Source organism: Methylobacterium sp. D48H (assembly GCF_053345715.1).
This window is the reverse complement of record NZ_JBKFAP010000014.1, coordinates 114671-132465: the sequence shown is the minus strand read 5'-3', so window position 1 is coordinate 132465 and position 17795 is coordinate 114671. Positions and strand designations below refer to the sequence as shown.

Here is a 17795-nt window from a genome sequence, read left to right as displayed (position 1 = left end):
CTCGCGGATACCATCAGGGCCAGCGGTCAACATGAACGACTGCATCGAAAGGCCGGACACAAGACTGCACCCGACCAACGCGTCAGAAGCTCAATTCGCCACTTGCAATGCGGGAGCCATCCACACAAGACTGGCGGCTTTCGGCCAACTCCAGACACTCCTGTCCGCCGGATTGGAACACGTCGGACTTCGAGGCTTCGTGCTAGAAATGAGCATATAAACTAGACTGCTCGATCTTGCCGCAATGGCGCCATGGCCTTTGACGAGCGCCGAGCAGCCGATAAATCAAGGGGTTAGCTGACGAGATCCAGGTGCGGAGTCAACGGCGCGATCAGCTAAATGACGAATTCGACCTAGATAGCAGCAGCGATCAAGCGATGTCCTGGCGCGAGTTGCCGAGGACCAACGATAGGGTCGCACGCAGTCCGCGTCCGGCCGTTCCGCGGCGTGGTCACGAGGCCTGTCCCAGCGGTATACCGGCCCGATTTCAAACGCCCTAAATTAGATACCAGCGCCCGTCTAACCGGCGATCTCGGAGGCAGTTTCCATGAAACGCATCGTGGTTTGCTGCGACGGCACCTGGAACAACGACGACCTACAAACTGAGGACACGAACGTTGCGCAGATCGCGCGCTCGATCCACGGCTCGGTCAACACAGGCGGAGCCACGTTCCAGATCGTGCTCTACCTTCGTGGCGTCGGTACATCCGGCCTGAAGCTGGAAACCTTCGTCGAGGGCGCAACCGGCCTCGGCATCGACGACAACATAAGGTCAGGATACCAGTTCATTGCTCAGAACTACGTTCCCGGCGACGAGATTTTTCTCTTCGGCTTCTCACGCGGCGCCTTCACCGCCCGCAGCTTAGTCGGTTTGATATCCGCCTGCGGAATCCTGAAGCGGCAATCCCTGGCATCGCTACCCGATGCCTGGGCGTACTACCGCTCCTCCAAGCCGCATTCGCCGAAGGATTTCGCGGACAGATACAAGACCCAAGTGCACGACGGCGTGACGATCAAATTCGTAGGCGTCTGGGACACGGTCGGCAGCCTCGGCATTCCAGGTGCCCTTCTCTCGGATGCCAACAAGAAGAAGTTCGCCTTTCACGACACGAGCCCTTGCTCCATCGTGAAGACGGCCGTCCAAGCCCTGGCGATTGACGAACATCGCCACAACTTCATCCCGACCTATTGGACGGGCACCGCCTCCGCTGGCTCTTCCATCCAGCAGGTGTGGTTCGCAGGCGCGCATGCCGATGTCGGAGGCGGCTACAAGACCCGAACGCTCGCCGACATTCCGCTTGTCTGGGTGGCGAGGAAAGCCGAGGCGGCCGGTCTCGCGATCGATTGGGATTGCCTGCCGAAGGGACAGCTAAACGCGGCAGCGCCCGCTCACGACTCCTCCTCAGGCCTCTTCGCTCTCGATCACTTCAGGCCAACGCTACGGAGGATCGGAGAGCGGCCCTGTGAGACGGCGTTCAATGAGAGCCTATACGTCGCCCAAGACGAGAACGGACGGCCGGTTCAGGCGATTAACGAAGCTGTGCATCGGAGCGTGATCGAGCGCTACGGCAAGCCCGCGCAGCTGTGCACGAATGACGAGAGTGGCATGTGCTCAACTGCCCCCTACCAGCCGAAAACGCTGCAACCCTACTTCGGGCCGAGCGGATTCTCAGGTCTGCTTATCGTGGACTGAGCAAGAGTCGACCGAGTTCAAGGCTGCGCGCCGCTCATTAGGCCATGCCTAGACACGCCTGATTCCGACATCGAGTTTCAACCCAGCTAGGCGGTACCGATTGCCGCTCGAACACACCACCCGGAGGCCTGCATGGAGTTCGTGAAGTTCGGTTCCACAGGGATCAAGGTCTCTCGGCTCTGCCTCGGCTGTATGACCTTCGGCGATCCCGGCAGGGGCAATCACCCCTGGACGCTCGATGAGGAGAAGAGCCGGCCTATCGTGCGCCAGGCCATCGAACAGGGGATCAACTTCTTCGACACGGCGAACGTCTACTCCGACGGTTCGTCCGAGGAGATCACTGGCAGGCTGCTGAAGGAGTTCGCCAACCGCGACGACATCGTTCTCGCCACCAAGGTCTACAACCGCATGCGCCCCGGCCCGAACGGCATGGGCTTGTCGCGCAAGGCGATCATGCAGGAGATCGACGCCAGTCTGACGCGCCTCGGAACAGACTACGTCGACCTCTACCAGATCCACCGCTTCGACTACGACACGCCGATTGAGGAGACTCTCGAGGCGCTCCATGATGTCGTGAAGGCAGGCAAGGCGCGCTATATCGGGGCTTCCTCGATGCCGGCCTGGCGCTTTGCTAAGGCGTTGTACGTCTCGCGGCTGCACGGCTGGACGGAGTTCGTCAGTATGCAGAACCACGTAAACCTCCTCTACCGCGAGGAGGAGCGGGAGATGCTGCCCCTGTGCGCGGAGGAGGGGGTGGCGGTGATGCCGTGGAGCCCTCTCGCGCGAGGGAGGCTTACGCGTCCATGGGACGAGGCGACCGAGCGCCTACGGACGGACGATGCGCTCCACCGGTTCTATGGCAAGACCGAGGAGGCGGATCGCAAGGTAGTAGATGCGCTTGGCGAGGTCGCTGAGCGGAGAGGCGTACCACGCGCTCAGATCGCGCTCGCATGGCTTCTGCGGAAGGGCAGACACATCACGCCAATCATCGGTGCGTCCAAGCCGAATCACCTCACGGATGCGGTTTCAGCGCTCACGCTTGAGCTGAGTGCCGATGAATGCGCGGCGCTCGAAGCGTCTTACATCCCACACGCGGTGTCAGGTCATAGCTGAGACCCGGGGCCGCTTGAGGCAAGCCAGAAGGGGGGCGAGGAGCGGGGAGGGGGCGTCCAATCCTAGGGACACAGCCAAACCTCCTAAGCCGGCTGATTCGAGCCGATCAACCGGCGGGACCGATGCCCCCTTCGGAACACATCGGTCGGGCGATCAGAAGGGTGTTGAAGTTCGACCGGGAGAGTGAGCTCGTACGTCAGTCCTGTGTGCGCTAGGGGCATAATACCGATACTGCTCAGCTCCTCCTGATCTGACGCCATCGGGCGCCATCCCGTAGATTCGTTCTAGATCAACGACTTATAGAGCTCCGTCGTGGCAGCGATCGCCAGCGTGCCGACTCTGCTGTCCAATTCGGGGGGTGGGAAGATGCCGGAGATCGGGTGCGGCCTACTCGACGCCCGATCGAACGCTAGCTATCGCGTCGCCCAATCAGATGCCGCAGGTGGACGCCCTGCAAGCAGCTTCGTGTCAGTTTCTTGCCATAACTGACAAAAAGTTCTTTCATATCAATGGGATAACGCCATTATGGAATTTCTGCACACCATGGTCCGGGTCGCCGACCTCGACCGGGCACTCGCCTTCTACGTCGACACGTTCGGCCTGAAGGAGGTGCGCCGCGTCGAGAACGAGAAGGGCCGCTTCACCCTCGTCTTCCTCGCCGCGCCCGGCGATGTCGAGCGGGCCTCGGCGACCAAGTCGCCCCTGATCGAGCTCACCTACAACTGGGATCCGGAAACCTACTCGGGCGGGCGCAATTTCGGCCATCTCGCCTATCAGGTCGACGACATCTACGGCTTCTGCACCAAGCTGCAGGAGAAGGGCGTCACCATCAACCGGCCGCCGCGCGACGGCTACATGGCCTTCGTGAAGTCGCCGGACGGCATCTCCATCGAGATCCTCCAGAAGGGCGGCGCCAAGGAGCCGCAGGAGCCGTGGAAGTCCATGGAGAACACCGGCACCTGGTAACGGGCCCGCGCCCTTGACCCGGACGGCCCCGCGGGCGCATCTGCCCGCGGATCAGCCGGCCGGGCGGCCGCTCCGGACGCGCGAGCGTTCGGGGAGGAAAGTCCGGGCTCCATGGAGAGACGGTGCCGGATAACCTCCGGCGGGGGCGACCCCAGGGACAGTGCCACAGAGAGCAGACCGCCCCGGATCCGTCCGGGGTCAGGGTGAAAGGGTGCGGTAAGAGCGCACCGCGGACGCGGCAACGCGGACGGCACGGCAAACCCCACCGGGAGCAAGACCGAATAGGGGCGGCGCGCCCTTCGCGAGAAGGGCAGGCCGGCTCTCCAGGCCAGTCGCCCGGGTTGGTTGCTCGAGGCGATCGGCGACGATCGTCCCAGAGGAATGGCTGCCACGCCGGCGCGCGCGAGCGCTCCGGCCCTACAGAACCCGGCTTACAGGCCGGCTGATCCACTTCCCGATAAGACTTGCACCTGCAAGGCTTTATCGCCCCGCCGGAGTTCCCGCGCGGGCGGCCGGCGCGCCGAAGATTCCGCGGCGGCAAAAACCTTCGGTTAACCTTGCCGGGTTCAGATCGGTCCGCGCGGCAGTGCCAAGCTTGTGCGTTGACGATCCTCCGAGGCCCATGATACCCGGCATCCTCCCGTCAACGGCGTGTATCGGATCGCCGGGCGCACCCTGCCATCGCGCAGGTCCCGTCCGTGCGCGGCGTCTTGCGCGCTCCGCATCCGGTGCCGTTCCCGTCACGCGCGCCGCGCTCGCGCGGCCCGGCACAGGGCACCATGAGACGCACGAGCCGCATCCGCGCCCGGGTTTCCGGGACGCGCCGACAATCCGCCCATCCGCGCGCGCCACGGCGCGCCGGCGCGTCGAGGCGGTCATGACTCGGCGCCGCTCCTCCCCCGAGAGTTCGCCCCGCCACGGCGGCGGCGATGCGGCGGCTGAGCCGCACGTCCCCGTCCTCCTCGCGGAAGTCGTCGACACGCTCGGCACCGCGGGCGGGATCGCGGTCGACGGCACGTTCGGTGCCGGCGGCTACACCCGCGCGCTCCTCGCGGCGGATCCGGCCCTGCAGGTCGTCGCGATCGATCGTGACCCCACGGCCATCGCGGGCGGACAGGCGCTCGTCGCGGAGTCCGGCGGGCGCCTGCGCCTCCTCTCCGGCCGCTTCGGCGACCTCGACAGCCTCCTCGCGGAGGCCGGCATCGCGCAGGTCGACCGGGTCGTCCTCGATATCGGCGTCTCGTCGATGCAGCTCGACGCGCCGGAGCGGGGCTTCTCGTTCCGCAGCGACGGCCCCCTCGACATGCGCATGGCCTGCGACGGGCCGAGCGCCGCCGACCTCGTGAACGAGGCCGACGAGACCGTTCTGGCCGACATCATCTACCATTTCGGCGAGGAGCGGCGCTCGCGCGCGGTCGCCCGGACCATCCTCGAGGCGCGGCGCCGCGGGCGGATCGAGACCACCGCGCAGCTGGCCGAACTCGTCGCCGGCGTGGTCCGGACCGAGCCCGGCAGCCACATCCACCCGGCGACGCGGACCTTCCAGGGCCTGCGGATCGCCGTGAACGACGAGCTCGGCGAGCTGGTCCGTGCCCTGCACGCGGCCGAGCGCGTGCTCAGACCCGGCGGCCGGCTCGCCGTCGTGACGTTCCACTCGCTCGAGGACCGCATCGTCAAGCAGTTCTTCGCGGCGCGCAGCGGCCGCTCCGCGCAGGGCTCCCGGCACCTGCCCGGGGGCCCGGTCGAGACCGTCCGCAGCTTCCGTCCCGTCACGAAGGGCCCGGTCCTGCCGGGCGAGGCCGAGACCGCCCGCAACCCGCGCGCGCGCTCGGCCAAGCTCCGGGCCGCGGAGCGCACCGAATCCGACGTTCCCGAGCCGCTGGCCGCGCTGACCGCGCTGGCGAGCCTGCCCGACGCGGCCCGCGGAGGCCATCGCCGATGATCCGCCTCCTGAACCTGCTGGCGGTGGCCGGCCTCGTCGCCTCGGCGATCTACGCCTACTCGATCAAGTACGACACGCTCTACCAGGGCGGTCAGGTCTCGAAGCTCCAGACCGCCCTGCACAAGGAGCGGCAGGCGATCGCCGTGCTGCGCGCCGAGTGGCAGCTCCTGACGCGGCCCGACCGGCTCCAGGCGGCCGTCGACAAGCATCTCGCCCTGGAGCCGATCGGCACCAGCCACTTGGCGCGCCTCTCGGATCTGCCTGCCCGGCCGGAGCGCGGCGACGAGATCGGCCGTCTGCTCGCCGCCACGGCGACGCCCAAGGACAAGGGCGCGATCGAGCCGCGCACGACCGGCTCGATCACCCGCACCGTCACCACGACCCGCACCCCGACGACGGCTTCGAGGTAAACCCCCGTGTCCGATCACGCCGACGAGACCCTAGACCCGGCGGTCGAGCCCGCCGTGTCGGACCACGAGGCGGCGCTGCTCGAAGCCGCCGCGCTGGCGCATGCCGCCGGCGCGCCGCGCCCCCTGGAGGAGGAGGCGCGCGAGCCCGAGCCGCGCGCCGACCGCGCCAAGGCGCTCCTGCGCAGCATGTTCCGGCTGGCGATCGAGCGCTCGCACCTGCGGGTCGCGATGGTCGGGCTGGTCTTCGTCGGCGTGTTCGGGACGATCTCGGCCAAGCTCCTGATGATGGCGATCTTCGGGGAGCCGCCCAGCCAGGAGCACCGGGTCGCGGCCGCGTCCTCAACCGCCTTCCGGCCCGACATCATCGACCGCAACGGCGAGATCCTGGCCACCGACATCCGCACGGTCTCGGTCTTCGCCGAGCCGGGCAACATCTACGACAAGGACGAGGCGGTCGAGCTGCTCACCGCCGTCCTGCCGGAACTCAACGCCTCCGAGCTGCGCGCCAAGCTGACGCAACGCAAGGACAAGAAGGGCGCGGGCTTCGTCTGGGTGAAGCGCGAGCTGACCCCGAAACAGCAGGCCGAGGTCCACCGGCTCGGCATCCCCGGCATCGGCTTCCTACCCGACCACAAGCGGGTCTACCCGAACGGCGTCGCGGCCGCCCACATCCTGGGCGCGACGAACCTCGACGGCATCGGCATCGCCGGTATGGAGAAGTACATCGACTCCACCGGGCTGCAGGCCCTCAACAGCTTCGGGCTGATCAACAAGCAGGCCGACCTGAAGCCGGTGCAGCTCTCGCTCGACCTGCGCGCGCAGTTCGCCGTGCGCGACGAGCTGGCCTGGGGCATCGACCACTTCAAGGCCAAGGCCGGCGCCTCGATGATCCTCGACGTGAAGACCGGCGAGGTCATCGCGCTCGTCTCCATGCCGGATTTCGACCCGAACGATCCCAAGGACGCGCTCTCGCCCGACCGCATCAACCGGATGAATGTCGGCGTCTACGAGATGGGCTCGACCTTCAAGGCGATGACGCTCGCCATGGCGCTCGATTCCGGCAAGTACAACGTCAACTCGACCTTCGACACCCGGGGCGGCGTGCTGAACTGGGGCCGGCAGAAGATCCACGAGTACCACGGCACGAACCGCGTCATCACCATGCCGGAGGTGTTCACGCACTCCTCCAACATCGGCTCCGCCAAGATGGCGCTCGGCGTCGGCGTGCCCGGCCACAAGGCCTTCCTGAAGAAGATGGGCCTGCTCGACCGGCTGCGCACCGAGTTGCCGGAGAGCGCGGCGCCGATCGTCCCGTCCCGCTGGACCGAGATCAACACCATCACCATCGCGTTCGGCCACGGCATCGCGGTGGCACCGATCCAGGCCGCGGCCGCGGTGGCGGCCATCGCCAACGGCGGCGACCTGATGACGCCGACCTTCCTCAAGACGACGCCCGAGGCGGCGCGGGCGCGGGCCACGCACGTCCTCTCGGGCCAGACCTCCGAGGCGATGCGCTACATCATGCGGCTCAACGCCGCCGAGGGCTCGGCCAAGAAGGCGGCGGTCCCGTACTACTTCGTCGGCGGCAAGACCGGCACCGCCGAGAAGGTCATCGGCGGCCGCTACATCCACAACCGCCTGTTCACGACCTTCATGGCGGCGGCGCCGATGAACGATCCGAAGTACCTGTTCGTCACGATCATGGACGAGCCGCAGGGCCTGCCGGAATCGGGCGGCTACGCCACGGCGGCCTGGAATTCCGGCGTGGTCACCGGCAAGGTGATCGAGCGCGTCGCGCCGATCCTCGGCCTGCCGCCGCAATTCGAGCCGCCGGTGAGGCCGTTCCCGCAGATGGTCAAGCTCAACGCCTACCACGTCAACCAGCTGGGCGGCCCGTGAGATCGGATCGATGAGGGTGCAGCGATGAGCGCGCGGCTCGCCGACCTCTTCCCCGAGGCTGCTGGCCCCGCCGCGGACCTGACCGTCTCGGACCTCACGGCCGACAGCCGGCAGGTCGCGACCGGCACTGTGTTCGTCGCCGTTCCCGGCACGAAGGCCGACGGCCGACGTTTCGCCGCGCAGGCCGCGCAGCGCGGCGCCGCCGCGGTCGCCGGGGAGGGGGCCCGTCCCGCCGACCTGCCCGACGCGGTCGCCTGGATCCCGGTCGCCGACGCGCGCCGGTCGCTCGCCCTCGCGGCGGCCCGCCTCGCGGGCCCGCAGCCCGAGACCGTGGTGGCGGTCACCGGCACCGCCGGGAAGAGCTCGGTGGCCGACTTCGTCCGCCAGATCCTGGCGCGTCTCGGCCGCGACTCCGCGAGCCTCGGCACCGTCGGCATCGTCACCAACCGCGGCGCGCAGTACGGCTCCCTCACGACCCCGGACCCCGTGACGCTGCACCGGACGCTGGCGCAACTCGCCGCGGACGGCGTCACCGATCTCGCCATGGAGGCGTCCTCCCACGGGATCGAGCAGCGCCGGCTCGACGGCGTGCGCCTCGACGCGGCCGGCTTCACCAATCTCGGCCGGGACCATCTCGACTACCACGCGAGCATCGAGGAGTACCTCGCGGCCAAGCTGCGGTTGTTCACCGAGCTGCTGCCGCCGGGCCGCCCGGCCATCGTCAACGCCGACGGCGCTTACGCCGAGCGCGTCATCGCCGCCGCCGAGGCCGCCGGCCGGCCGGTCCGCACGGTCGGGCGGGGCGGCCGGGACCTGCGGGTCGAGGCGGTCCGCACGGAGGGGTTCGCGCAGGTCGCCCGGATCCTGTTCGCGGGCCGGGCCCGGGAACTGCGCCTGCCGCTCGTCGGCGAGTTCCAGGTCGAGAACGCCCTGGTGGCGGCCGGCCTCGCGCTGGCTACCCCGGCGGGCGCGGCCGATCCCGACGGCGTCCTCGCGGCCCTCGACCATCTCACCGGCGTCCCGGGCCGCATGGAGCGGATCGGCGAGGCGCGGGGCGGCCTCTGCCTCGTCGACTACGCCCACAAGCCCGAGGCCCTGGAGAGCGTGCTCGCCGCGCTCCGCCCCTTCGCTTCGGGCCGGCTGATCGTGGTGTTCGGCTGCGGCGGCGACCGCGACCGGGGCAAGCGGCCGCTGATGGGCGCCATCGCGCAGCGGCTCGCCGACGTCGTCATCGTCACGGACGACAACCCGCGCACCGAGGACGCGGCCGCCATCCGCCGGGCCATCCTGGACGCGGCGCCGGGCGCCGAGGAGATCGGCGACCGGTCGGAGGCGATCCACAGCGCCGTCGGCCGTCTCGGACCGGGCGACGTGCTGGTCGTGGCCGGCAAGGGTCATGAAACCGGCCAGATCGTGGGGGATCGGACGCTGCCGTTCTCGGACCACGCGGTCCTGCGCGCCGCGATCGCCGCGGCGGCCTGAGGACGACGGGGGACCGACGATGACCGCACTCTGGACGCGGGAGGAGCTGGAATCCGCGACGGGCGGCCGGTTGACCGGCGCCGGGCGCGCGATCGGCGGCGCCTCGATCGACACCCGCACGCTCCAGCCCGGCGACCTGTTCTTCGCGATCCGCGGCGACACCCGCGACGGCCACGACTTCGTCCCCGACGCCCTGGAGCGCGGCGCCGGCGCCGCCGTGGTGAGCGCCGCGCGCGCCGAGGCGCTCGCGGTCCACGGCCCCGTCCTGGCGGTGCCCGACGGGGGCGCCGACCCGGTTCTCACCGCGATGGTGCGCCTCGGTGCCGCCGCCCGGGCCCGGACGCGCGCGCAGGTCGTGGCGGTCACGGGCTCGGTCGGCAAGACCGGGACCAAGGAGGCCCTGCGCCACGTCCTGTCCGAGCAGGGCGAGACCCACGCCTCGGCGGCCTCCTACAACAACCACTGGGGCGTGCCCCTGACCCTGACGCGGATGCCGCGCTCCGCGCGCTACGGCGTGTTCGAGATCGGCATGAACCACGGCGCCGAGATCGTGCCGCTGACCGCGCAGGTCCGGCCGGACATCGCGCTGATCACCACGATCGCGCCCGCCCATATCGAGCATTTCGCCTCGCTGGCCGCGATCGCGGACGCGAAGGGCGAGATCTTCTCCGGGCTCCAGCCCGGCGGCGTCGCCATCCTGAACCGCGACGCCCCGCATTTCGACCGCCTGGCCGCCCACGCTCAGGCCTCCCGGGCGGGCCGGGTGGTGACCTTCGGCGAGCACGCGGATGCCGACGTCCGCGCCCTGAGGATCGTGCTGCGGCCCGACCTGTCGGTGATCGACGCGGTGGTGATGGGCCAGCCCGTCACTTACAAGCTCGGCACCGCCGGCCGGCACGCGGCGCTGAACTCGCTGGGCGTCATAGCGGTGGTCCACAGCCTCGGGGCCGACCTCGCCCGCGCGGCCCTGTCGCTGGGCGGCCTGACGCCGCCGGCGGGACGCGGCGAGCGCACCGCCCTCGAGATCGGCGGCGGCACCGCCTACCTCGTGGACGAGAGCTACAACGCCAATCCCGTCGCCGTCCGCGCGGCGCTGGCGACCCTGGCGGGCATCGAGACCGGGCCCCGCGGCCGCCGGATCGCCGTGCTGGGCGACATGCTGGAGCTCGGCGCCGCCGCGCCCGACCTGCATCGCGGCCTGGCGGAGGCGATCGAGGCGGCCCGGATCGACCTCGTCTTCACGGCCGGCCCGCTGATGCGCCACCTGTTCGAGGCCCTGCCGGTGAGCCGCCGCGGCGCGGTGGCCGACACCGCCGCCGACCTGCTCGAACCGCTCGCCCGGACCCTGCGGTCCGGCGACGCCGTCATGGTGAAGGGATCGAACGGCAGCCGCATGGGCCGGATTGTCGAGGCGCTGAAAGCCCGCTACGCGGTCGATCCGGCCCGGCGGACCCAGGCCGTCCCGTGACCGGCACGCCCGCGCTCACGGCGCGACTGGCGCCGTCCCCCGAAACCTGAGCCTGAACAAGGGGGCCGAGCGCCCGGATGCTTTACCTTCTCTCGGACCTGAGCAGCAGCTTCACGCCGCTCAACGTGTTCCGCTACATCACCTTCCGCACCGGCGGCGCGCTGTTCACGGCGGGCCTGTTCGTGTTCTGGTTCGGGCCCTGGATCATCTCGCTGCTGCGGATCCGCCAGGGCAAGGGCCAGCCGATCCGCGAGGACGGGCCGCAGACCCACCTGCTGACCAAGCGCGGCACGCCGACCATGGGCGGCCTGATGATCCTGGCCGGCGCCGTCGTGGCGATCCTGCTCTGGGCCAACCCGCGCAACCACTACGTCTGGGTGACGCTGACCGTCACCCTCGGCTTCGGCGCGATCGGCTTCTACGACGATTACCTCAAGGTCACGAAGCAGTCGCACAAGGGGTTCTCGGGCAAGTTCCGCCTCGCCCTCGAGGCGTTGATCGCCATGGCGGCCTGCGTGACCATCGCGGTCTACTCGCCCGCCGCGCTGCAGAATCAGCTCGCCTTCCCGGTGTTCAAGGACGCGCTCCTGAACCTCGGCTGGTTCTACCCGCTGTTCGGCGCCTTCGTGATCGTCGGGGCGGGCAATTCCGTGAACATGACCGACGGCCTCGACGGCCTCGCGATCGTGCCGGTGATGATCGCCTGCGGCACGTTCGGCTTCATCGCCTACCTCGTCGGCAACTCGTTCACCGCCAGCTACCTGCAGGTGAACTACGTCCGCGACACGGGCGAGCTCGCCGTCGTCTGCGGCGCGGTGATCGGGGCCGGGCTCGGCTTCCTCTGGTTCAACGCGCCGCCGGCCCAGATCTTCATGGGCGACACCGGCTCCCTGGCGCTGGGCGGCCTGCTGGGCTCCATCGCGGTGGCGACGAAGCACGAGATCGTCCTGGCGATCGTCGGCGGCCTGTTCGTGCTGGAGATGATGTCGGTGATCATCCAGGTCGCGTCGTTCAAGCTGACGGGCAAGCGCGTCTTCCGCATGGCGCCGATCCACCACCATTTCGAGCAGAAGGGCTGGAAGGAGCCGCAGGTCGTGATCCGCTTCTGGATCATCGCGGTGATCCTGGCGATGGCCGGCCTGGCGACGCTGAAGCTGCGCTGAGAAATCGTGCTAGAGGGGCGGCCTGAGAGGTCGATCCGATCCTCGCCCTCGTCCTGAGGCGCGGCCGCGGAAGGGAGCCTCGAAGGAGGCTCCCGGTCGGCCGCGCGATCCCGGGAGCCCGCCTTCGGGGTCGCCGAGGCGGGGCGCCCGGGACGAGGGTCCGGTTCGGGTCGGCCGGATCCGGCCGCCGCATCCAGAGTTCCGCATGACACCCGTCACCGTCTTCCAGGACAAGACCGTCGCCCTGTTCGGGCTCGGCGGCTCGGGGCTCGCCACGGCGCTGGCGCTGAAGGCCGGTGGCGCGGGCGTGCAGGCCTGGGACGACAATGCCGACAGCCTCGCCCGCGCGCGGGAGGCCGGCATCGAGACGCGGGACCTGCGCGCGGCCGACTGGTCCGCGTTCGCCGCCTTCGTGCTGAGCCCGGGCGTGCCGCTGACCCATCCCGAGCCGCACTGGAGCGTCCGGCTCGCCCGGGATGCCGGCGTCGAGATCATCGGCGACATCGAGCTGTTCTGCCGGGAGCGGCGGGCGCAGGCGCCGGGGGCGCCGTTCGTGGCGATCACCGGGACCAACGGCAAGTCGACCACCACGGCGCTGATCGCCCACGTGCTCGCGCAGGGGGGCCGGGACGTGCAGATGGGCGGCAACATAGGCACCGCGATTCTGTCGCTGGAGCCGCCGGCCGCCGACCGCGTCCACGTGATCGAGATGTCGTCGTTCCAGATCGACCTGACGCCGAGCCTCGACCCGAGCGTCGGCGTGCTGATGAACATCACGCCGGACCATCTCGACCGGCACGGCACGATGGAGCAGTACGCGGCCATCAAGGAGCGCCTGATCCAGGGCGCCGACCTCGCGGTGGTCGGCGTCGACGACGCCCCGAGCCGCGCCATCGCGGACCGCCGCGGCGCCGACCTCGTGCGCGTCCACGTGCCCCACGGCGACGTGCTGTGCACCGACGCGCTGACGGTGCGCGACGGGATCGTCCGCGAGCCGAACGGGACGGCCCTCGCCGACGTCAACGGGATCGGCTCGCTCCGGGGGGCGCACAACTGGCAGAACGCCGCGGTGGCGGTGGCCGTCGCGCGGGCCCTCGACCTGTCGCCGGAGCAGATCCAGGCCGGCCTCACCTCGTTCCCGGGCCTGCCGCACCGGATGGAGGAGGTCGGGCGGCGCGGCCACGTGCTGTTCGTCAACGATTCCAAGGCGACGAACGCGGATTCCACCGAGAAGGCCCTCACCGCCTTCCGGGACATCCACTGGATTCTCGGCGGCAAGGCCAAGGAGGGCGGGATCTTCCCGCTGGTGCCGTATTTCGAGCGGGTCGCGCACGCCTACCTGATCGGCGCGGCGTCGGACGCCTTCGCGGCGACCCTAGAGGGCGCCGTGCCCTACACGCGCTGCGAGACCCTCGAGAACGCCGTCCCGAAGGCCGCCGAGAACGCCGCCGCCTCGGGCGCACCGGAGCCGGTGGTGCTCCTGTCGCCGGCCTGCGCGTCCTACGACCAGTTCCGGAACTTCGAGATCCGCGGCAACCGCTTCCGCGAGCTGGTGCAGGCGCTGCCCTGAGGCAGCGCCACTTCAGCGCGCCAGAACCTTGGCGGCGTCGCGGGTGGTGTCGACCGCATGCGAGACGTTGGCCACCGACTGGACGATCGCCCCGATGTTGCCGGTGATCTCCGTGACGGCCCCCGCGGCGCTCTGCATGCTCTCGGCCAGATCCCGGGTCACGGCACTCTGCTCCTCGATGGCGGCCGCGGTGGCCACCACGGTCTCGCGCATCACCGAGACCGAGGACCCGATCGAGCTGAGAGCCTGCACGACCTCCTGCGAGACGCGCTGCACGCTGGCGATCTCGCCGTTGATCTGACCGGTGGCGCGCGCCGCCTGGTCGGCCAGCGCCTTAACCTCGGAGGCGACGACCGCGAAGCCGCGGCCCGCCGCGCCCGCGCGGGCGGCCTCGATGGTGGCGTTCAGCGCCAGCAGGTTGATCTGGCCGGCGATGTCCTGGATCAGGCCGACGATGCCGGTCATGGCGGTGGCGGTCTCGGCCAGCCGCTTGGTGTGGCCGTCCGCGTCCTGAACGCAGGCATAGGCGGTGTCGGTGGCGCTCTGGGAGCGCACGATGCTCTGGGACATCTCCGCCACCGAGGCCGCCAGCTCCTCGGCGGCGGCCGCCACGGTCTGGACGTTCCCGGAGGTCGAGTCCGCCGCCGACGAGGCCAGCGAGGCCGCCGTGGTCGAGTGCGTCACCGCCTGCTCGATCTCGCCGAAGTTCTGATCGATCAGGGTCCGCAGGTTGGCGAACAGCCGGACCTGATCGCTGATGTCGGTGGCGAATTTCACCACCTTGTAGGGCCGGCCGGCGGCGTCGAGGATCGGGTTGTAGGAGGCCTGGATCCAGACTTCGCGCCCGTCCTTGCCGATCCGCCGGAACTGGGCCGCCTGATAGGTGCCGTTCCGCAGGGCCGCCCAGAAGGCCCGGTAGGCCTCGCTCTCCCGGTAGGCGGGCTCCACGAACAGGCTGTGATGCTGCCCGAGCACCTCGGCGCGGCTGTAGCCCATCGCGGCGAGGAAATTGTCGTTCACCGCGATCACCGTGCCGTCGAGGTCGAAGGCGATGACCGCCTGCACCTTGTCGATCGCGGCGATCTGCCCGGCGCGGTCGGCCTCCTCGGTGCGCTGCTGCGTGATGTCGGTGGCGAACTTCACCACCTTGTAGGGCCGGCCGCGGACGTCGAGCATCGGGTTGTAGGAGGCCTGGATCCAGATCGACCGGCCGCCCCGGCCGACCCGCTGGAACTGGCCCGACTCGAAGGTGCCGGAGCGCAGGCGTTCCCAGAAGGCCCGGTAGTCCGGCGCGTCCCGCTGGGCGGGCTCCATGAACATGCTGTGGTGCTGACCGACGATCTCCGGCAGCGTGTACCCGACGACGTCGAGGAAATTCCGGTTCGCCGACAGGATCCGCCCCGCCAAGTCGAACTCGATCACGCCCTGAACCCGGTCGAGGGCCGCGAGCTTGGCATGCGCTTCACGGACGTTCAGGGCAGAGAACATGGCGCGTCGGCTTCCGCTGGGCGGATCGGGCGCGGCGCACCGCGACCCGCCGGGTCGATACATCCGAAAGTTGCAATGGGAAGATTAACATAGAGTGTCTTTTTACTAGTATTGCGCCGTCCTAATACAGCATCCCAGGGCCGCCGGCTGCGTGGCCGTCGCGTCCCGACGCGTCCTGACGTGCCCCGATGCGCCCCGACGCGCCCCGACCTGTCGGTCATAAGGCTCCGTTTACCATTCCTGCCGAGGATCCCGGCCGACCCGCGCGGATCGGCATCCGCGCGGCCTGGAGTCGTTGCCCGGCATGATGTCACGCGCGGAACGCACCCCCCTGACGGACTGGTGGTGGACGGTGGACCGCGGCCTGCTCGCGGCGCTGTTCGCGCTGATGGTCGCGGGCCTCGTCTTCCTGATGGGCGGCGGCCCGCCCGTGGCCGAGCGGATCGGCCTGCCGACCTTCTACTTCCTCAACCGGCAGGCGATGTACCTCGCGCCGACCATCCTGCTGATCTGCGCGGTCTCGTTCCTGTCGCTGCGCGGCATCCGGCGGCTCGCGCTCGTCACGTGGATCCTGGGCGTCATCCTGTGCCTGCTCGCCGGCAAGTTCGGGCCCGAAATCAAGGGCGCGCATCGCTGGATCCAGTTCGGCTCCTTCGGCCTGCAGCCCTCGGAGTTCGTGAAGCCGGCCTTCGTGGTCGTCGCCGCCTGGGCCTTCTCGGAGGGCGCCCAGCGCCGCGACATGCCGGGCGGCATCCTGGCGCTGCTGCTCCTGCCGATCACCATCGTGCCGCTGCTGCTCCAGCCCGATTTCGGCCAGACCATGCTGATTACCATGGTGTGGTGCGCGCTGTTCTTCGTGGCCGGCCTCCACCTGATCTGGGTGGCCGTCCTCGGCGTGCTGGGCCTCGGAGGTGTGTTCGCTGCCTACCTGTTCTTCCACCACGTGCGCGAGCGCTTCAACAAGTTCCTCGACCGGGATTCGGGCGGCGGCTTCCAGGATTTCTGGTCGCGCGAATCGTTCCGCTCGGGCGGCTGGTTCGGCACCGGGCCGGGGGAGGGCGTGGCCAAGCGCCACCTGCCGGACGCGCATACCGACTTCATCTTCTCGGTCACCGGCGAGGAGTTCGGCGTGATCGTCTGCCTCTGCCTCGTGGTGCTGTTCGCCTTCATCGTCCTGCGCGGCCTCAAGCTCGCGCGGCGCACCGACGACACCTTCTCGCGGCTGGCGATCACCGGCCTGACCACGCTGTTCGGCCTGCAGGCCTGCATCAACATGGCGGTGAACACCCAGCTGATGCCCGCCAAAGGCATGACGCTGCCGTTCGTCTCCTACGGCGGCTCCTCGCTGATCTCGCTGGCGCTCGGCACCGGCTTCCTCGTCGCCCTGACCCGCAAGCGCCCCCGCACCGTCATGCTCAGCCAGAAGCCCCCCGGCACCGCGCCCGCCACCGTCGCCGGGGTGATGCGGTGACCGTCTTCACCCCCACGATCCTGCTCTGCGCGGGCGGCACCGGCGGCCACCTGTTCCCGGCCGAGAGCCTCGCCCACGCCCTGCGGGCCCGCGGCATCCGCGTGGCGCTCGCCACCGACGCCCGGGTCGATTCCATCGCGTCCGAGTTCCCGGCCTCGGAGGTCGTCACCATCGCGTCGGCGACGCCGTCCGGCCGCTCGCCGCTGAAGCGGGCCGGCGCCGTGCTGACCCTCGGCCGGGGCTTCGGCGTCGCCGCGAAGGAGATCCGCCGGATCAACCCGGCCGCCATCGTGGGCTTCGGCGGCTACCCGACCGTCCCACCGGTGCTCGCCGGCCAGATCCTGCGCGTGCCGACGATCCTGCACGAGCAGAACGCCGTGATGGGCCGGGCCAACGCCTTCCTGGCGCGGGGCGCCCGCACCATCGCCACCGGCTTCAAGGTCGTGCGCGGCGTGCCCGACAAGGCCAAGGCCCCGCGGATCCACACCGGAAATCCGCTCCGCCCGGCGGTGATCGAGGCGGCCAAGGTCCCGTATCCCGCTTTCGGCGAGGGCGACGCCCTGCGGCTCCTGGTCTTCGGCGGCAGCCAGGGCGCCCGGGTCATGGGCGAGGTCGTGCCGGAGGCGATCGCCCGCCTGCCCGACGCGCTGCGCGCCCGCCTGCATCTCGTCCAGCAGGTCCGCCCCGAGGACCTGACGGCCGTTCAGAACCGCTACCTCGCCATGGGGCTCGCCGGGATCGAGGCGGCACCGTTCTTCAAGGACCTGCCCGCCCGCATGGCCGCGAGCCACCTCGTGGTCTCGCGCTCGGGCGCCTCGACGGTCTCCGAGCTCGCGGCGATCGGCCGCCCGTCGATCCTCGTGCCGCTGCCGGGCTCCCTCGACCAGGACCAAGCCGCCAACGCCGCGACCCTCGACGCCATCGGCGCGGCGCTGGCGGTGAAGCAGCCGGATTTCACGCCCGAACGGCTCGCCGCGGAGCTGACCGCCTGCTTCGAGACGCCGGCAAAATTGACCGCGGCGGCCGATGCGGCCAGAAGCGCGGGCATCCACGACGCCGCCGAGCGGCTGGCCGAGGTCGTCGTCGAGACGGCCGCCCGCATCTGATTTCTTGAGGGATTCCGCACCGGC

At 69.7% G+C, this 17795-nt stretch carries 13 protein-coding genes and 1 other RNA gene; 13 read left to right on the top strand and 1 reads right to left on the bottom strand.

The window, feature by feature from the left end:
• Positions 1–547 precede the first annotated feature (547 nt).
• The 11 genes from ACLBX8_RS21070 (at position 548) to murD (ending at position 13706) form a co-directional block, all read left to right on the top strand.
• Positions 548–1693 carry a DUF2235 domain-containing protein gene (locus ACLBX8_RS21070; protein ID WP_447715704.1) on the top strand — a complete coding sequence of 382 codons (1146 nt, stop codon included), beginning with the start codon at positions 548–550 and terminating at the stop codon, positions 1691–1693.
• A gap of 132 nt (positions 1694–1825) precedes the next feature.
• Complete coding sequence (locus ACLBX8_RS21065) at positions 1826–2806, top strand: aldo/keto reductase (protein ID WP_447715703.1); 981 nt, start codon at positions 1826–1828, stop codon at positions 2804–2806.
• Positions 2807–3331: 525 nt separating this feature from the next.
• Complete coding sequence (locus ACLBX8_RS21060; RefSeq protein ID WP_020094118.1) at positions 3332–3772, top strand: VOC family protein; 441 nt, start codon at positions 3332–3334, stop codon at positions 3770–3772.
• Positions 3773–3823: 51 nt separating this feature from the next.
• Positions 3824–4222: RNase P RNA component class A (gene rnpB / locus ACLBX8_RS21055), an RNA gene on the top strand.
• A 427-nt stretch (positions 4223–4649) separates the two neighbouring features.
• Positions 4650–5714 (top strand): 16S rRNA (cytosine(1402)-N(4))-methyltransferase RsmH, encoded by a 1065-nt coding sequence (gene rsmH / locus ACLBX8_RS21050; RefSeq protein WP_447699634.1) that lies wholly within the window; start codon positions 4650–4652, stop codon positions 5712–5714.
• Positions 5711–6124, top strand: a complete 414-nt coding sequence (gene ftsL / locus ACLBX8_RS21045; RefSeq protein WP_012319332.1) for a cell division protein FtsL — start codon at positions 5711–5713, stop codon at positions 6122–6124. Before rsmH ends, ftsL begins: the two co-directional genes overlap by 4 nt.
• A 54-nt stretch (positions 6125–6178) precedes the next feature.
• Positions 6179–8023 carry a peptidoglycan D,D-transpeptidase FtsI family protein gene (locus ACLBX8_RS21040; RefSeq protein ID WP_376738867.1) on the top strand — a complete coding sequence of 615 codons (1845 nt, stop codon included), beginning with the start codon at positions 6179–6181 and terminating at the stop codon, positions 8021–8023.
• A 24-nt stretch (positions 8024–8047) separates the two neighbouring features.
• Entirely contained in the window at positions 8048–9505 is a 1458-nt protein-coding gene (locus ACLBX8_RS21035; protein ID WP_447715702.1) for a UDP-N-acetylmuramoyl-L-alanyl-D-glutamate--2,6-diaminopimelate ligase, read from the top strand.
• Positions 9506–9524: 19 nt separating this feature from the next.
• Positions 9525–10973 (top strand): UDP-N-acetylmuramoylalanyl-D-glutamyl-2,6-diaminopimelate--D-alanyl-D-alanine ligase, encoded by a 1449-nt coding sequence (locus tag ACLBX8_RS21030; RefSeq protein WP_447715701.1) that lies wholly within the window; start codon positions 9525–9527, stop codon positions 10971–10973.
• Between the two features lie 77 nt (positions 10974–11050).
• Complete coding sequence (gene mraY / locus ACLBX8_RS21025; RefSeq protein WP_020094123.1) at positions 11051–12136, top strand: phospho-N-acetylmuramoyl-pentapeptide-transferase; 1086 nt, start codon at positions 11051–11053, stop codon at positions 12134–12136.
• Between the two features lie 205 nt (positions 12137–12341).
• The gene (murD, locus tag ACLBX8_RS21020; protein ID WP_447715700.1) at positions 12342–13706 is read left to right on the top strand and encodes a UDP-N-acetylmuramoyl-L-alanine--D-glutamate ligase; all 1365 of its coding nucleotides are present in this window, start codon (positions 12342–12344) and stop codon (positions 13704–13706) included.
• Positions 13707–13718: 12 nt separating this feature from the next.
• Here the strand turns inward: murD and ACLBX8_RS21015 are convergent, their stop codons facing one another.
• Entirely contained in the window at positions 13719–15194 is a 1476-nt protein-coding gene (locus ACLBX8_RS21015) for a methyl-accepting chemotaxis protein (RefSeq protein ID WP_020094125.1), read from the bottom strand.
• A gap of 304 nt (positions 15195–15498) precedes the next feature.
• On the opposite strand from ACLBX8_RS21015, the gene ACLBX8_RS21010 reads away from it, so the two are divergent.
• Both ACLBX8_RS21010 and murG read left to right on the top strand, forming a co-directional pair.
• Positions 15499–16665, top strand: a complete 1167-nt coding sequence (locus ACLBX8_RS21010) for an FtsW/RodA/SpoVE family cell cycle protein (RefSeq protein ID WP_447715699.1) — start codon at positions 15499–15501, stop codon at positions 16663–16665.
• The gene (gene murG, locus ACLBX8_RS21005; protein ID WP_447715698.1) at positions 16662–17771 is read left to right on the top strand and encodes an undecaprenyldiphospho-muramoylpentapeptide beta-N-acetylglucosaminyltransferase; all 1110 of its coding nucleotides are present in this window, start codon (positions 16662–16664) and stop codon (positions 17769–17771) included. The genes ACLBX8_RS21010 and murG overlap by 4 nt, the downstream gene beginning before the upstream one ends.
• Positions 17772–17795 lie beyond the last annotated feature (24 nt).

Coding starts and splice junctions, on each gene's coding strand:
- ACLBX8_RS21065 (WP_447715703.1), top strand. CDS start 1,826: ATGGAGTTCGTGAAGTTCGGTTCCACAGGGATCAAGGTCTCTCGGCTC.
- mraY (WP_020094123.1), top strand. CDS start 11,051: ATGCTTTACCTTCTCTCGGACCTGAGCAGCAGCTTCACGCCGCTCAAC.
- ACLBX8_RS21060 (WP_020094118.1), top strand. CDS start 3,332: ATGGAATTTCTGCACACCATGGTCCGGGTCGCCGACCTCGACCGGGCA.
- murD (WP_447715700.1), top strand. CDS start 12,342: ATGACACCCGTCACCGTCTTCCAGGACAAGACCGTCGCCCTGTTCGGG.
- ftsL (WP_012319332.1), top strand. CDS start 5,711: ATGATCCGCCTCCTGAACCTGCTGGCGGTGGCCGGCCTCGTCGCCTCG.
- ACLBX8_RS21010 (WP_447715699.1), top strand. CDS start 15,499: ATGATGTCACGCGCGGAACGCACCCCCCTGACGGACTGGTGGTGGACG.
- rsmH (WP_447699634.1), top strand. CDS start 4,650: ATGACTCGGCGCCGCTCCTCCCCCGAGAGTTCGCCCCGCCACGGCGGC.
- ACLBX8_RS21015 (WP_020094125.1), bottom strand. CDS start 15,194: ATGTTCTCTGCCCTGAACGTCCGTGAAGCGCATGCCAAGCTCGCGGCC.
- ACLBX8_RS21070 (WP_447715704.1), top strand. CDS start 548: ATGAAACGCATCGTGGTTTGCTGCGACGGCACCTGGAACAACGACGAC.
- ACLBX8_RS21035 (WP_447715702.1), top strand. CDS start 8,048: ATGAGCGCGCGGCTCGCCGACCTCTTCCCCGAGGCTGCTGGCCCCGCC.
- ACLBX8_RS21030 (WP_447715701.1), top strand. CDS start 9,525: ATGACCGCACTCTGGACGCGGGAGGAGCTGGAATCCGCGACGGGCGGC.